Source organism: Bradymonas sediminis (assembly GCF_003258315.1).
GTDB lineage: Bacteria > Myxococcota_A > Bradymonadia > Bradymonadales > Bradymonadaceae > Bradymonas > Bradymonas sediminis.
Map to the genome: position 1 here is coordinate 1,674,120 of NZ_CP030032.1, position 15,881 is coordinate 1,690,000.

At 60.8% G+C, this 15,881-nt stretch carries 11 protein-coding genes; 1 reads left to right on the forward strand and 10 read right to left on the reverse strand.

The features are described from left to right. Positions 1-68: 68 nt before the first annotated feature. Positions 69-1,970: an ABC transporter ATP-binding protein gene (locus DN745_RS06265; protein ID WP_111333073.1), complete on the reverse strand. Its 1,902-nt coding sequence runs from the start codon at positions 1,968-1,970 to the stop codon at positions 69-71. Continuing rightward, positions 1,967-3,889 carry an ABC transporter ATP-binding protein gene (locus tag DN745_RS06270; RefSeq protein ID WP_162687508.1) on the reverse strand — a complete coding sequence of 641 codons (1,923 nt, stop codon included), beginning with the start codon at positions 3,887-3,889 and terminating at the stop codon, positions 1,967-1,969. Before DN745_RS06270 ends, DN745_RS06265 begins: the two co-directional genes overlap by 4 nt. Before the next feature lie 383 nt (positions 3,890-4,272). On the opposite strand from DN745_RS06270, the gene DN745_RS06275 reads away from it, so the two are divergent. Continuing rightward, positions 4,273-4,875 (forward strand): hypothetical protein, encoded by a 603-nt coding sequence (locus DN745_RS06275; RefSeq protein ID WP_111333077.1) that lies wholly within the window; start codon positions 4,273-4,275, stop codon positions 4,873-4,875. 134 nt (positions 4,876-5,009) lie between these two features. Here DN745_RS06275 and DN745_RS06280 read toward each other — a convergent pair whose 3' ends face one another. The 8 genes from DN745_RS06280 to DN745_RS06315 all read right to left on the reverse strand — a co-directional run bounded on the left by DN745_RS06280 (position 5,010) and on the right by DN745_RS06315 (position 15,876). Then, positions 5,010-5,354 carry a rhodanese-like domain-containing protein gene (locus tag DN745_RS06280; protein ID WP_111333079.1) on the reverse strand — a complete coding sequence of 115 codons (345 nt, stop codon included), beginning with the start codon at positions 5,352-5,354 and terminating at the stop codon, positions 5,010-5,012. A 203-nt stretch (positions 5,355-5,557) separates the two neighbouring features. Further along, the gene (locus DN745_RS06285) at positions 5,558-7,405 is read right to left on the reverse strand and encodes a serine/threonine protein kinase (RefSeq protein WP_111333081.1); all 1,848 of its coding nucleotides are present in this window, start codon (positions 7,403-7,405) and stop codon (positions 5,558-5,560) included. An 18-nt stretch (positions 7,406-7,423) separates the two neighbouring features. Beyond that, positions 7,424-8,254 carry a tetratricopeptide repeat protein gene (locus DN745_RS06290; protein WP_133622065.1) on the reverse strand — a complete coding sequence of 277 codons (831 nt, stop codon included), beginning with the start codon at positions 8,252-8,254 and terminating at the stop codon, positions 7,424-7,426. Positions 8,255-8,405: 151 nt separating this feature from the next. Next, positions 8,406-9,134: a PAN domain-containing protein gene (locus tag DN745_RS06295; protein WP_111333085.1), complete on the reverse strand. Its 729-nt coding sequence runs from the start codon at positions 9,132-9,134 to the stop codon at positions 8,406-8,408. After that, on the reverse strand, positions 9,112-10,155 hold the full coding sequence (locus DN745_RS06300) for a hypothetical protein (protein WP_133622066.1): 1,044 nt from the start codon (positions 10,153-10,155) through the stop codon (positions 9,112-9,114). Before DN745_RS06300 ends, DN745_RS06295 begins: the two co-directional genes overlap by 23 nt. A 157-nt stretch (positions 10,156-10,312) precedes the next feature. Further along, on the reverse strand, positions 10,313-13,036 hold the full coding sequence (locus tag DN745_RS06305) for a VWA domain-containing protein (RefSeq protein ID WP_111333089.1): 2,724 nt from the start codon (positions 13,034-13,036) through the stop codon (positions 10,313-10,315). 36 nt (positions 13,037-13,072) lie between these two features. Further along, a complete protein-coding gene (locus DN745_RS06310; protein WP_111333090.1) occupies positions 13,073-14,989 on the reverse strand; it encodes a vWA domain-containing protein in 1,917 nt (638 codons plus the stop codon). Then, positions 14,989-15,876, reverse strand: a complete 888-nt coding sequence (locus DN745_RS06315; RefSeq protein WP_111333092.1) for a DUF58 domain-containing protein — start codon at positions 15,874-15,876, stop codon at positions 14,989-14,991. The genes DN745_RS06310 and DN745_RS06315 overlap by 1 nt, the downstream gene beginning before the upstream one ends. Between the last annotated feature and the right edge of the window lie 5 nt (positions 15,877-15,881).

Below are 15,881 nucleotides of genomic sequence, written 5' to 3' on the forward strand. Positions count from 1 at the left end.
GGATAATATCAATTCAAACACAGTTGCGTGTGGGACGATAATCACCAGTCTGGCGCAGACAAGTCGATTTAGGCGCTGATTGTGGCGTCGACCTCGGCGGCGGCGTTGCCATCGAAGGCGTATTGAAGCTGATAGAGCGTGCGGTAGTGCCCGTCGAGGGCCAGCAACTCCTGGTGGGTTCCCTGCTCAATGATCTCGCCTTTGTGCAGCACGATGATGCGGTTGGCCTTCTGAATCGTTGAGAGACGATGGGCGATGACGACCGAGGTCTGGCGGGCCATCAATTTATCGATGGCGTCCTGAATGATGGTCTCGGTGTCGGTGTCCACGTTGGCGGTGGCCTCGTCGAGGATGAGCACATGCGGCTGCTGGGCCAGCGCGCGCGCGAAGGAGAGAAGTTGCTTCTCGCCCGAGGAGAGGTTGGCCCCGCGCTCGGCGATGAGGTGCTCGTAGCCGTTGGAATAGCGGGTGATCATCGGGTGGGCGTGCACGATTCTTGCGGCCTCCACGAGCTCCTCGTGGCTCACGGATTCGTCGCCCAGCGTGAGGTTTTCGCGGATGGTGCCGCGGAAGAGAAACGAGTCCTGGAGCACCGCGGCGAAGGAGCGGCGATACTCATTGAGGTCGAACTCACGGATATCAATGCCGTTGATCAGGATGCGACCACGGGTGACGTCGTATAGGCGCATCAGCAGGCTGGTGATGGTCGTCTTGCCGGCGCCGGTATGCCCGACCAGGGCGAGCTTCTCGCCGGGTTCGATGGCAAAGCTGAGGTCTTTGATGATCCAGCTATCGTCGTCGGGCTCGTCGCTATAGGAGAACCAGACATTCTCAAACTCCAGGCGGAAGTCAGCGGTCGGCAGCGGCGTCGGCGCGGCGGCGACGGGGATGCGGTCGTCGGTGTCGAGCAGCTCGAAGATGCGCTCACTGCTGGCCATCGCGCTCTGCAAGAGATTGTATTTTTGGGCCAGGTCGCGAATCGGCACGAAGAAGCGCTGCATATATTCGAGGAACGCGACCAGAAGACCGATGGTCATCACATTCTCAAGGACCTGCCCGCTGCCGTACCAGATGATAATGCCGACGGTGACCGAGCCGACCGCCTCTACCACTGCGTAGAGCATCGCGTCATAGCGCACCGAGTTGAGGTTGGCCTTGCGATAATCCTCGTTGATCGCCCGGTACTCGTCGGCGCTGATATGCTCGCGCACGAAGAGTTGCACGATCTCGATGCCGGTGATCGACTCCTGAAGGTGGGCGTAGAGGCGCGCGATTTGCACGCGGATTTCGCGAAACGCGGCGCGCAAAAAGTGGCGAAAGACGGCGATGAGCACCAGCAGAAATGGCACCACGGTGAAGCTGATAAGCGCGAGCTTCCAATCCTTATAGAGCAGGATACCGACAATCGCGACGAGGGTGATGATATCGCCCACCATCGTGATCATCCCGGAGGAGAGCGCCTCCTGCAGGGACTCGATATCGGTGGTCATACGCGTCATCAGCCGCCCGGTGGGGTGGCGATGGAAGAAGCCGACCGACAGGGTCTGCACGTGGCTAAACATGCGCTGGCGCAGGTCGTAGAGCGCGCGCTGCCCGGCCTTTTGCATCAGCACAAATTGCAGATAACGCGCGCCGGCCTGCAAGAAGACGGCGGCGCCAAAGGCGGCGACCACCCAGGGGAGGCCGTCGAGGTTTCGCGGCACCAGGTAATCATCGATGGCGACCTGCAGAAGATGCGGCTGGGCCAGGCCAAAGGCCGAGGCGACCGGCAGCAGCAAGAGGCAGAAGAAGAAGGTCACTCGATACGGGCGCATAAAGCTCCACAGACGCTTCGCCAGGGCGAGGTCGGTGGTGTTGCCAAGCGTCTGCTCCTTAAAGCCCGAGCCGATGGCCCCGCCGCTGGGGCGCTCGGGCTTTAGCTCGTCGGTCGAGTCGGGTTGCTGATTTGTTTCGGTATTCTTATCACTCACGACTTAAGACTCTCCTCGAGACGCTGGCGCTCACACATCTCATAGAAAACGCCTCGGGCGGCGAGTAATTCGGGCTGGGAGCCGGCCTCAACGATGCGTCCTTCGTCGAGGACGAAGATCTTGTCGACGCGGGAGAGCGCGTTAAACCGATGCGTCAAAATAATGCTGGTGCGGTTCTTCATGATCGAGTCGAGGTGGTCGAGGATGACCCCTTCGGTTTTGGTGTCGACGCTCGACAGGGCGTCGTCGAGGATCAGGATGCGCGGGTCCATCAGCAGGGCGCGCGCGATGGTCACGCGCTGCTTCTGCCCGCCCGACAGGGTCACGCCGCGCTCGCCGACGAGTGTGTCGAGGCCGTCGGCGAAGCCGCTCATATCGGGGCTTAGGCCCGCGACCTCGACCGCCTGGGCGATGCGCTCGGGCTGCGAAATCGCGGCGCGCGTATCGTCCTTGAGCAACGGGCGCGTGGGCGTCGGGCGGTTGAGCGTGTCGTCGTATTCAAGTGAATCCAGGCCAAAGCGCACGTTCTGGCCGATGGTCATCGAGAATAGGAAGGGCTCCTGGGGGACGAAGCCGATCTCACTGCGGGTATCGCGCAGGGCGAGTTTCGTGAGGGGCTCGCCGTCGATCAAGATCTCGCCGCGGGTCGGGTCATAGAGGCGGGCGATGAGCTTTATCAACGTCGACTTACCCGAGCCGGTGCGCCCGACAATCGCCACGCTGGAGCCGGCAGGAATCTCCATATTGATATCGTGGAGCACCTGGGTTTCGGGGTCATCCGGGTAAGCAAAGGAGACGTTGCGCAGGCTGACCTCGCCGCGGTCGACGTTGTCGACCAGGGCCGGCAACTCGCGGCGCTCGTCTTCGCTGGGCTCCTGGATGCGCGGGGTGGTGTCGAGGATTTCGGTGATGCGCTCGAAGGCGGCGAGGCCGCGGTTCCAGACCGAGAAGACCCAGCCCATCGCGGCGGTAGGGAAGGCCAGGGCGACCACATAGGAGTTGAACTCGACGAAGTCGCCAAGCGGCATCGAGCCGTCGACCACCATCGTGGTGCCGACGATAAGTACGGCGAGGGTGCCGACGCCGGCCACCAGCATCATCAGGGTTTGCATGCCGCCGCGCAGCACCGCAAGGCGCATATTCTTCTCGAAGAACGACTCGTTCATGACGGCGTAGTCGTCGATTTCACGGTCCTGAATCGCGTAGCATTTAATCACCGAGACGCCGCCGAGGTTCTCCTGCACCTTGGTGGAGAGCTCCGACATCTGCGCCTGCACGGCCTGGGTTTGCTGGAAGACCGCGTGCACCAGGTAGCGAAGCACCCACAATATAAGGGGGTAGGGGATGAGGCAGACCAGCGTAAGCTTCCAGTTGATCTCGATCATCCGGCTCATCGCGATCGTATAGGCGATGCTGGTGTTGATGATGTGCAGGAAGCTGATGGCGAAGAAGACGCGCACGAAGCTGACGTCATTGGCCGAGCGACTGGTGATATCGCCGGTGGACATGCCGCCGAAGAAATTCGAGCCGAGCGAGGCTAGCTTATCGTAGATCTCGTTGCGCAGGTCGAACTCGATATGCCGACCGGCGTTGAAGATCAGGATGCGGCTCAAGGTGCGCGCGATGCCCCCGCCGATGGCGAGCGCCACGATGATCAGGCCGATATTGACGAGCTGGTCGCGCACCGCGTCGAAGCCGGCGGCCAGGCTGTCGCCCTGGGCGGCCGCGTCGCGCAGCGTCTCGACCGCCTCGCCGATATAGGCGGGTATCGCCAGGTTCATGGCGTTGGTCGCCAATAAGAAGAACGCGCCGAATAGAAACCAGGTGCGGTAGGTCTTGAAGAAGACCCACAGGCGCTGGTTGCGCGAGGATTTCTTCGACTCGGCGGTGGCGGCTAATTTGGGGGGATTTTGAGTCATAGGATCAGGGTCAGGGACATAAATGCACGCGAGTAACGCACGAGTCATTAATCATGTTCCAAAAAGGTTCGCAAGGGGGCGCATTTTTTGCCGGGGCCTGGGTGCGCGCGGCGAAACTCCGCTTTTTCGAGGTTGCGCCGGAATAATCATTCTCCGCTATTTCTTTGCTAGTGAGCGCGTCGCCGGTATCATGGCGAAAGTAACGCGAAGCAGCGCCGGCGAGGGAATCGCCGGGCGAATCTTCGATAATACCGCTGAATTGATGCCCGACTCTTTACAAGGTCAACGGGTGTGCTCTAAACAACAGCGGTTGAGCTCGGCCCGCATGCGGCCGCGCGTATAAGAATTCATATTTAAGCGTACCCATCAACTTGAGGTTGAACGTGTCTGACGAGATTAGTTATCAGGGGTTCACCATCGATCGTGGAAGCCGTCACTGCAAGATTATCGATGCGCAGGGTGAGGTGGTCTTCCGGACCACTAATGTCCGTGATGCCGAGCGTTATCTGGAGTTGCTCGAAGAGAACGACCGGATGCACCGACTGCTCGAAGCGCGTGGTATCGCGCCGCACCGCATCTATTTGCTTGCCACGGACCACGAGAATCGAGGTCGAGCCCGCAAAGAAGGACACCCAGCCAAAGAGGTCGTCATTGTGGCCAAGGCCGACGATGAGGCCGTGGTCGTGCGTCAATTGGGCGACGGTCGCGAGGAAATCGTCGACCTGATGGAGCTCGAGGCCATCGAGGGCGGCGCGTACCTGCAAGCCTCCGACATCACCGACGAGATGGTGCATGTGGTCGTGCGTTTTGACCGCGAAGAGGACCTGGTCAGCGTGTCGGCGTCCGGAAGCGCGGAGAAGGCCGAGGAAGTGGCCGCGGATTGGTCGGAGCGCGAGGAACCGCCGGGAAGCGAGTATTCCACGGTGCTCTACGAGACCGAGGGCGATGTTCGCCTGTACCGCGCCGAAGTCGCGATCGACGGCTAAGCAGCAAGAAAAGTGAGCATAAGAAAAGGCCCGTTGAGTCGAAACTCAACGGGCCTTTTCTTATGCGATACGCAGTGGTGATTTGCCGGAGACGCCTGAGCCAAGCGCGTCCCCGAGAAATCACCGGGATGCAATTAACCGAGTTGTTTGGCGTTGTCGCCCTCGGTCAAGAATCCGGCGCGCTTCCAGGCGTAGATTCCGCCGTCGAAGTCGGCAACCTTACGGTAGCCCATCGCCTCGAGCACATCGGAGGCACGGTTGGAAGATTCGTCGTCGTGATTTTTGTCATAGACAACGATGCGCTGGTTCTTGCTGAGCGTCTTTTTGACCTGTTCAGCAAGCTTGGACAAGGGAATGTTGATCGCGGTCGGGATATGCTCGTTGGCAAAATCCTCGGGCTCAGCAACATCGACCAAGACAAACTCTTGGTTCTCATCCATGCGCTCTTTCAACTCGGTACTCGACATCAAACGTGCCATAAAAATCCTCTTGGGTTGAGCCGGGCAACCGATGTCGCCTCATAGAATGAGTGAAGAAGTGCGCCCACTGCTGCATCGGTTCTCCCGCCCCGGATTCAGGCGCTCTGCACTCGCGGGTGCAAAGAGCTGGGGCGCGGTCGTTCTGGACCGGCGTAATATAGCCTTCGGGGAGCAGATAGCAAGCGCAAAAGCGCAGTTAGACGTTAATTGAGCAGCTCAATGGTGGTGCCGCCGGAGTCGTCGAGCTTCTCGACGTTGGGGACCACGGGTTTGGTGTTGGCCGGCGGGGTCTCGACTTCGGCGGGGGTGTCCTTGGAGGACTTGTCCGGTTTGGGCTTCGGGGTCGGGCGCTTGCGCGGCGGACGCGTCGACTTTGCGCTGGGCTTGGGCTCCAGGCGTACCGCAAACGTCGCCTCGGCGTCGCCTTCGCTGAGCTCGTAGGTCGCCGAGAGTTCCTTATAACCGGCTAACTCGAAGCTGTAGTCGAGGGTGTCGCCGTCTTTTCCGTGGATGGTCATTGGGGTGCGGCCGACAACGCGTCCTTCCTGGTACACGCGTGCGCCCGAGGGCGTGCTGAGCACCTGGACGCTGAGCTTAACCGGCGCGGCCGGGTCGGGTTCGGGGTCGCCACTGCCGGCGCCCGGCGTCGCAATCGCAGGCTGCTGCGGGAGCGCGGCGAGGTTGGCCTGGGCGTTGTCGACCGGGTTTGTGGGGGGGGCGCCCACGGGCGGCTCGCCGGGTTGCAGGACGAGAAATACACCCACCGCGCCGATAAGCAGCAAGGCGATCAGGATGGCGATGAGCGGTCCGCGGTTCGACTTTGTGGCCGGCGGCGGCGTGGTGACCTGGGAGATATTCGGCAGCGGACGTGCGCCGGATTCCGAGCCCGAGCCGTCGGGGTGCTGGCCGGTCCGATTGACGCCGCTGGGGTTAAATCCGGCCTGCTGCGAACCCGTGGGGTTATGGCCGGCAATATTGGCGGTATTAAGATGTGGCGGCGGTCGCAGTCGATTGAGGGTCTGCGAGGAATGCTGGGCGAGCATATCCGAGGAGTCGGTCACGTTCTGGGAGGCCGGCGCGTTCGGGTGCAGGTTGGCCGGCAGGGCCGGGTTAATCTGGGTCGAGCGAGACGCCAATTCCGAGATGCGGATGCTGCTATTGGTCGCGTCGAGCGCGGTCTCCAGCGCGTCACGAAACTCATCGGTGTCCCGGTAGCGCTCGTCGGGAGATTTGGCCAGCGCGCGGCGCACGACCTGCTCAAGCGGCCCGGGGATGCGCGCGAGCGCGTCGTTCGGCAGGCGCTCCGAGAAGGTCGGGGGAGCCTGCTGGGCGTGGGCGATCATCAACTTCGTGGTGTTGCTGTCCTGGAAGGGCGGGGTGCCGCAGATCATCTCGAAGACGATGCAACCCAGGCTATAGATATCGCTGCGGTGGTCGACCGCGTCGCCCAGAATTTGCTCTGGCGACATATATTTGGGCGTGCCGATGATGCGATTCGCGCCGGTCAACTCGACATTATCTTCGCCCTTGAGGATTTTAGCGATGCCGAAGTCCAGCACCTTGACGAAGTTGGGGTCATCGTCGACCCGAATCAGGAAGATATTGTCCGGCTTGATATCGCGGTGAACGATCTTTGCGCGGTGCGCTTCGCTAAGCGAGCGGCAGACCTGCGTGGCGATGTGCACGGCTTCGTTCGGGGTCAGGCAGCCGCGGGCTTTGATGAGGTCGCCGAGGTTTTGCCCCGACAGCATCTCCATGGCCAAAAAGAGCACGCCGTTGTCGGACTGACCGTAGTCAAAGACGGTGACGGTATTGGGGTGGTGCAGCCTGCTGATGGTCATCGCTTCGCGTTGGAAGCGTGCCGTGGTGGTCGGGTCATGCGCCGGGATCACCTTGAGCGCGACGCTGCGCTGCATATTACGCTGCGTCGCTTCGTAGACGGCGCCCATGCCGCCGAAGCCCAGCAGGCGCGTGATCTTAAAGCGCCCGGCGATCGTGCGGCCGACCATCTGCTGATAAAGTTGTTGGCGATGTTCGCGCGAAGCTGCCATGGAGTGAGAGATCCGAGCTTAGAAGTCCAGGCTCATGCCGAGTCCGGCTGAACGTGTGGTGACCCAGGGAGAAATGACGGTGCGTGAGGCCGCGCTGGCGTCGGCCTTGGCTTTGGTGTCCGAATCGGAGTCCGACAGGAGCAGGTACACGCCAATGCCGGCGGCGGCGGCGGCTGCCACGAACATACCGTCGGCGATCAGCGCGTAGGTTTTTGCGCTGCCCTGGGCGTCGGAGCGAATCTCATAGGTCGCGCCGTCGCGGGCGGTGTCAGCCTCGCCGGAGGCCAGGTAGCCCAGGGCGAGGCCGCCGCCGAGCAGGGCGACGCTGCCGCCAAGCGTCGCATAAGCGGCGACATTGCTCGGCTCATCTTCGGTCGGCTTCACCGGCGTGGTCTTATCTGGCGCACCGGTCTCACCTTTGGCGTCGGATTCGTTTTGCTGGCTCTTGAGCTGGGCGATTTCTCTTAAGCTCTCGATGCGATCCAGCGCCGCCTGGCGCGCGCTGCTGTCGACCTCGGGCGCGACGACGAATCGCTGGTAATAGTCGACGGCGTCGGCGTATTTCTCCAGCTTTTCGTAACTTTTGGCGATATTATATAGGAGGTTGGGCACCGGCTCGAGGCGATAGCCTTCCTTAAACGCTCGGATCGCCCCCTCGAAATCGCCGCTGCGATAGGCGTCTGCGCCCGAAGACGCGAGTGACTCAACGCGGCGAGCCCGTTCTTCGGGGCTAAGCGTTTCGTCTCCTGCAGCGGCCGTGCCTTCGGTGAGATCTTCGGCAAAGACGGCGCTGGGTAGCGCGGCGCTGACGAGAGCTACGGATAAGAGCACTGAGATTGCGTGTTTCATCGCGTTTTATCAAGCATTTTTAGGAAAACAAAACAGACGGTCGACCCGATGATAACCCTTGTTGGCAACCACGTCTAGAAGACGTTGAATCAATCGCAGACCGCGCCGCGCGTGAGCCCGAAAAGGCGCACGCGCGGCGTTTGAAACATGCCTATTTTAGTCCCGAAATGCAGCAATCTTGGTCGGCGACCGGCGCCCGGACCTCGGTCTTAAGGGCGCAGCGTGCCTGTTCGCCGTCATAGCCGGGGCGCGTGTAGGTAAACGCCTGGCAGTCGCGCAGATTATCGCAGGCCTTCTGACACATCGCCGGATCAGCCTGGTCCATCTCAAACTCGCGAAGATTTTCGCCGGGGCGCTGGCTGCGCAATTCGAAACGCTGCGCTTCGAGTTGCGCGATTCGGGCGCTGGCGCGTGGGTTTACCCAGGACACACAGCCCTTGGGGTCGCTCTCCGGGCCCACCATCGCCTCCGGCACCGAGTGTTTTAGCTCGCAGCGGGTCGCTTCGGTGGGCGATGACATAAAGGTGAAGGCCATGCAGTCCATCAGGTTGCGACAAATCTCGCGGCAGGCCTCGGGCTGGGCGGCCTCGCCGGTGATGGTCCGAAAGGTTGAGCCAGGCCGGCAGACTCCGCCCTCCAGCGCCGCTTCGTTTTCGTTGGCGGCCGGCGCTGGGTCGTAGGTGATCTGCTTGATCGGCCGGGGCGTGTTGGCGCGCTGGGGAGCGGTGTTCTCCCCGGTGGTGATCTCCGAATACCCGCCCGATTGGCAACCTGCGGCGAAGCATAGCGCGACGATTCCCAGGCCGAGCGCGCCGAGCTTGGGCGCGCGGGGATGGGCTTTGTGTCGCGGCAGCGCATTACATTTCGAGAAAATCTTCATAGTGGTTGTCGAGGTATTCAGTGGTTTGTTGGCCGGCGTCGATGGTCAGTACTTCGTAGAAATGATTGGTCTCGGGCATCTCGATATTGGGCACTTCGTCGGCGAGTTCGCCGTCGAGGTACACGCGAACGGTGGCGAAGCTCGGGCCGAAATCTTTGTCGTCATAGGAGTAGACGCCGACGCTATAGACCAGCGGGTCGGCCTTCTTATGCGCGATGGCTTCGGGGCCGGGGCCGTGGTCGATAAAGCGGCGCATCACCGGGTCGTCGCTGCTGTCGCCCGGGATGCCCCAGTCGGCGGTGGGGACGTACCAGAAGATGTCGAGCGGCGGGTCCCACTGAGCCCAGGTGCCGTTGGGATGCTTATAATGGAGCTCGAGGTCGGGTCCGCTGGCGTCCTTGTCGGTTTGGCCGGGCGTCTCCCAGACCAGCTCCACATAGATCTGGTCATCGGTCTCCACCAGGACCTGCGCGGTGGTCGGCGGGCAGACCGACGCGCCATTAGCATCTTTGACCTCTAATTCGACGGTATAGAGACCCAGGGCCTCGGCCTTAAAGTCCGCGGTCCCGTTGGCGTGGGCGACGAGTTTGGGCTCAAGCTCGGCGATGGTCTCGGAATAGGGGAAGTCGACGAAGCGCCACTGGTAGGTGACCACGGCGTCGTCGTCTCGGCGCCCGTCCAGGCGGATGGTGCTGCCGGGCAGGGCGCTCGCAGATGAGGAATCGTTTTGCGCGCCCGCCGGGGTGATCGTGGGTGCAGGGCAGAGCGTGTCGGAGCCACCGTCGGGGTCGTTATTGTCGACATCGCCCGCGTCGGGGTCGTTATTGTCGACGTCGCCCGCGTCGGGTTCATCGTCGGGCGCGACGCACACACCTTCATCGCCGCAGACGCGGTCGGTCGGGCATTCGGAGTCGCTCACGCAACTTCCCAATTGTTCTCGGGGTTCGGTGCAAGCAGCGCTTGATGCGAAGGCGCCCAGGACGAGCATGGCGAGTAAATATTTACGTGAAAGATGTTTCATCACTTCAAATATCCGCGAGAGTCAGGTTCAAAATCCCGTCCCGCCGTCGTGCGGTTGGGGGAGCGTCCATAAGACGTCAGCATATGACGTTGCATTCAAAAATGCCCCAATTTCGCAGTTAATCGTCGAAAAGACTGCGTCATTGGGGCATCTGGGCTTATTTGAAATAGTTTCCCCATTTCAACTCGGTGCTGCCCCAGAGGCGGATGCGGCGAAGGGCGAGGTCGAGCAAGAGCAGGCCGAGGGCCACGATGAGGAAATAGGGCCACAATTCGCGGCGGTATTTGACCTCTTCGCCCATCGGGTCGAAGAGGGTCTCGGCCGTCGGGTTGGTCGCGCCGCCGGCGATGGCCGCGGCCTGTTGGAGCATCTGGCGATTGGGCTCCAGGAATAGATATTCGCGGGCGTAGGGATAGGAGATGCTGCCGAGGCTCACCGCCAGGGTGTCGCCGTCGATATCGTGGCGCGCCTTGAGGCCGTAGGAGCCGTATTCGTCCAGCTCGACCCGGGTTTCATAGCGTCCCGCGGCGGTCTGCTCCAGGGTGACGGTCTTATTTTTGCCCGACGGCGTGCGCAGCGTCACTGACGACTGCAGCCCGTTGATGAAGCGGTCGTCCTGGCCAACCGCGTCGACCACGAGATGCGCGCGGCCCTGGTCGATCTCGGTGCGCATCGCCAGGTTCATGCGGTCATCGGTGCGCATGGTGTCGCGGATAAGTTGGGCCCAGAATTTCGAGTAGCCCGGCCAGCGAACCCATTGCACCGCCCAGCGGTTTTTAAGGTCCGATGTGAAGACGACAACCTTGCCTAACCCGCGGCGCCAGCGCACCAGGATGGGCTCGTTATAGTCGGAGACCATCAGGGTTTCGGCCCCGCGTTTGGCCTGGGTGGATACGTAGCCCAAAAGATAGGGCGCGCGCGAGAAGTCGATGCCTTTGAGCATCTGCGTCTGCTTGACGACCCTGGGGCGGAAGGGCTCCTCGACCATCGATGAGCGCGACACCGTGGAGGTCTCTTTCATGAAAATGCGCGGAATATTATAGGGGTTGCTGGTGAAATAATAGCGCCCGCCGCCGCCCTCCGCGATCCGTTTGAGCAGCGTCGACGCCGACTCGCCGCCCACCGCCACCGTCGAGACGGTCATATCTGAGATGCGCATCGACGGGAGCAATTCGGAGAAGATATTGCTCGAGTCCGAGTGGCCGTCGGTGAGCAGGATGACGTGTTTTTTGCGCGCTGGCGTGAGCAAAAGTGTCTCAAACGCAGCTTCGATTCCGCTGGCGATATTGGTGCCGCCGCTGGGCTGCAGCCGGCTGATATCGCTCAAGATGCGCACGCGGTTGGTCGCCTTTTGCATGCGCACCAGATGCTCCACCGTATCGTCAAATGCGATGACGCCGACCTTGTCGTTTTTGCCCAGAATCTTGACCGCCGCCTTGGATGCCTCTTTGGCCAATTCGATGCGGTCGCCGGCCATCGAGCCGGATTTGTCAATGACCAGCATCAGGGCAAGGCTCGGGGTCTCGCGCTTTTTCTTGGGCTCGAATTCGACCGGAAGGATCTCTTCCAAATAACTCCCATAATAGCCGCCTGGGCCGAAGGAAGAGTCGCCGCCGACCATGACCAGGCCGCCGCCGAGCTCTTTGACATATTGGTCCAGCAGCTTCATCTGCTCGGTCGACATATAGGTCGCGGCGAGGTCCGAGATGAGCACCAGGTCAAAGCTCTCGAATTCTTTGAGGGTTTTGGGCAGCCCCATCGGCCCGCGCGTCTCCAACTCGAATTGCTGGTCGCGCATCGCGCGCTCCAAATACAGGCGCGAGCGAATCTCTCCCTCGACATAGAGCACCCGCGGCTTGCCGCTGATATTGGTGCTGTAGACATATTGGTTATTGGCCTCGAAATGGTCTTCGCCGTCGACCTTCATCTCGAGCTTGAATTCCATAAAGCCGGGCTCTGAGACGACCGTCTCGAAGACGACTTCGTTGACGCCGGTCTCCAGATCAACCTTTTGGGTGCCCGCCCTGAAGTCATTTTGCCAGAGTTGAAGGGTCGCCGAATCCGGGTGATTTGAGAAGATCTGGGCGGTGATCTTAAAGGGCGTACCGAGCTCGATTTTCTCCGGCACATCGAGCGCGCGCACCATGACCTCGGGGCGCATCTCAATCTCGGTTTCCTTATTATAGAGGCGGATGCCGAACTCATTGGCGCGGTGGGCTTCGCTTAGGAAATCACCGCGGGTTTCGTTGCCGTCCGAGATGATGACGATGCGTTTGATATGGTCCTGCGGGAAGAGACCGTAGGCCATGCGAAGGGCTGCGGCCGGGTTGGTGTCGAGGCCGTCATCCTCGGCAGCGGGGCGCGCGATTTCGGTGAGCGCGCCCTCGGCGGGCAGCGCGATGCTGTAGGGATGGCGCGCAAAGCCCAGCACCTGGACCTCGTCGCGCTCACCGCGGGCGTCCCGGGCCTGATTGATATATTCAAGTGCTTCTTTAATGGATGAGTCTGGAACCGAGGCAGACGTATCAACCAGGAAGATCGTGGAAACACGAGATTCAAAACTCGTCAGCACCACTTGAATAAGCGCCCCGGTCAGCGCCGCGATGATCAGCCCGCGCATCACGATATTGATGACGCGCTGGGCGCGCGGCAGGTCGCTCAGCGTGAAGCGATTCACTAGCGGCAAGACAGGCAAGATCAGCAACACACCGAAGAAGAGCGGGGCCAGAATCTCGACGCTTCGTCCCTGGAACTCGAACGCGATCAGGTCAACGCCGGGCTCCACAATTCGGTTAAAGAACGCGTATCCCATCGCCAACCACGCGCCGACCAGGAGCACCCAGAATAAGGCTTCGGTGATTTTGTTGGGTTTAATAATCATCGCCAGTCTCTACTTTTCGATTCTGAAGAATCCAGATTAAACGGTGATGCGACGGTTATAGCTAAACCATTCGAGCAGCAGCAGCGCGAGCAGGGCGAGTATCGCCCAGATCCACAATTCGTTGCGCTCGAAGATCAGATTATCGACGCCTTGCTCGACCTCTTTGTCTCCCAATTCGAGGTCGGTCGGCGTGATGCGCGACTCCTCGGGATTCGAGAGATTGCCGGCGATGGTCTGTCGAACCTTGGTCGGGTTCTCGCCGCTGGTCGACGCGGTGATGGTATAAAAACCGATCTCATCGCCCTGAAAAAGCGCGCGTTTATTAAACGCTGGGACTTCGATTTGCTCGCCGCTCGGGCGAGTCACTGTGGCCTTGTCGACGTCGATTCCCAGGTCCACCGCCCAGGTCTCGCCGGTGGTATAATTCGGGATATAGCTGGCGTCATCGAGGGTGAAATAGTCGATGATATTGATCATGAGGACCGGCAGCGCGACGCGAAGCGGCAGGTCACTCTTCTGGATATCGAAGGCGATGCCGACCATCTTTTGGTCGACCTCGGCGCGGGTGACGACGATCGGCTTGCCGAAGGAGGACGCGACCACCGAGTCCCAGCGCCCGGTGCGCCACTGAGACGCCTCGGTGATGTTGAGGTCCTTGAGCGTTATCCAACGCATCAACGGATGGCTCTTCTGCACCGTCGTGATGATCGGGTCTTCGATGACGCCGCTGACCTCCCAGGGGGAGTTTTCGGCCGGCGGGTTAAAGAACACGAAGTTTCCGGCCTCGGGCAATATATCTTTGGGCGGGGCGAAGCGGTCGAATAGAGTGACGTCATATTGCCCAGACATCTCGGGCGTATATTCGGCCGTGGCGACCTTCTTTAGTTTGATATTTAGGTTCAGCATCAACGGGCCCTCCAGGAAGAGGTTCCCGTCGCTGACCAGCAAGACGCTGGCTTTTTGGGTCTTCGGCAGCATCGCGAAGGCCCGGTTGTCCATCGGGAAATGGTCGCGGGCGTCGCGGCTGGTCAGGCGCACGCGCGCCTCAAGTCGCTCGCCGGCGACGGCCTGGCTTGGGTAGAAGTCCTGCTTGGTCTCGTTGGCCTCAAGTCGAATCGGTTTGGTGTCGACGAGGCGGCCGTCGGCGTAGATCTCGAGCTCGGCCTCGACCGAGCGGTCAAAATAATTGCGCACCTGCACAAAGAGCTCGTAGTCGAGCTTGTTGGACAGGTAGCGGCGAACATTAAAGGCGGTGACGCCGATATTTCCGCCGCTCTCGCCGACCTTGAGGTGGCGAATAATGGTGTTCTCACCGAAGTCGAACTTATCGAGCGTCGCCTCCCTAAGACCCGCGCCGTCGCTGATGAGCACGAGCTGGGCGTCGGTGGTGCCGCGCAGGGAGTCTGCGGCGAAGCTCAGCGCGTCGTCGTAGGAGGTGCCGGTGGCGACCGCCTCGATCTCTTGGAGCGGCTTCTCCAGCAGAGATGCCTGCGCAACGAATGGGCTAAGTGGTTGAATATGCTCGTTAAACGCGGCGAGCATGACGCGGTCCTCGGGGCCGACCGAGTCGAGAATTTCGGCGGCTTTTTGGCGCGCCACATCCATGCGGTCGGCGCCGCCGCTGACATCGGTCGCCGCCATGCTCGCCGAATTATCGATGAGCAAGAGCAGGTGGCGACCCTTGACCGCCTCGTCGGATGGGTGCGGGTCGGCCAGGGCAAAGGCCAGCAGGGCGACCATAATGATATGGAGCAACCAGGAGAGGATGCGGCGAAACCGACGCCAGAAGCTGGTCTGGGTGCGCTTGTTGGCGAGCACGCGCGACCACAGGTGCGAGAAGGGCACCTGAATGCGGCGCTTTCGCAGCTTCAGGAGATAGAGCACGGTCACGCCGACGGCGACGACGCCTGCCAGCGTCATAATCGTGCTGAATGGGAGGCCAGTAAATTGCATTATTTAAGAAATCCTCCGGCACGAAAGACGCGCAATACCAGCTCGTCGAATGCCTCTTGGATGGGAACCCGGAAATAGAGCACCGATTTGCGGGTGCAATAATCTTCGAGTTCGTCGCTGAAGTCGATAAACGCCTGGCGGTACTCGCGCACCAGCTCGGGAGTAAGCGTCACCCGACACACCTCCCCGGTCTCTACGTCCACCAATTCCATCTCGCCCTGGAGCGTCGGGTTCAACTCGCGCTCGTCGTAAATATGCAGGACGATGGGTTCGAATTTGAAATAGCGTAATTTATTTAAGCCCTCTTCAAACCCGCTTGGGTCGTAAAAATCGCTCAGGACGACCGCGATGCCCTGGCGTTTATTCTGGGTGACGAAGGTCGAGAATGCGTCCTCAAGCGACGTGTTTTTGCCGGGCTCCAGCTTGCGCAAAAAGTCGAAGATCTTAAAGATCTGCGCCTTGCCGCGGGCGGGCGGCAGCCGGCCGTCCAATTTGCTCGAGAAGGGGATTACGCTGACGCGGTCGAGGTTGCTCAGCCCGATATAACCCAGCGCGGCGACCAGTTTTTTGGCGTATTCCCACTTCGTCGGCTCCCCCAGGATCATCGACGGGCTGCAGTCGATGAGGAAGTAGATATAGAGGTCTTCTTCCTCCTCGAAGAGGCGCAAGAAGAGCTTCTGGGTGCGCGCGAAGACCTTCCAATCGAGCCCGCGGAAGTCGTCGCCGGGCGCGTAGGGGCGGTGATCGGCGAAGTCGATGCCGCTGCCGACCAGCCGCGTCTTTCGCTTGGCCTGGTTTTTGCCGGCCACGATCTTCTTGGAGACGACGTAGAGGTACTCAAGCTTCTTGAGGAACGCGTCGTCAAATGGGTCGTCTTTGGGAGCCATATATC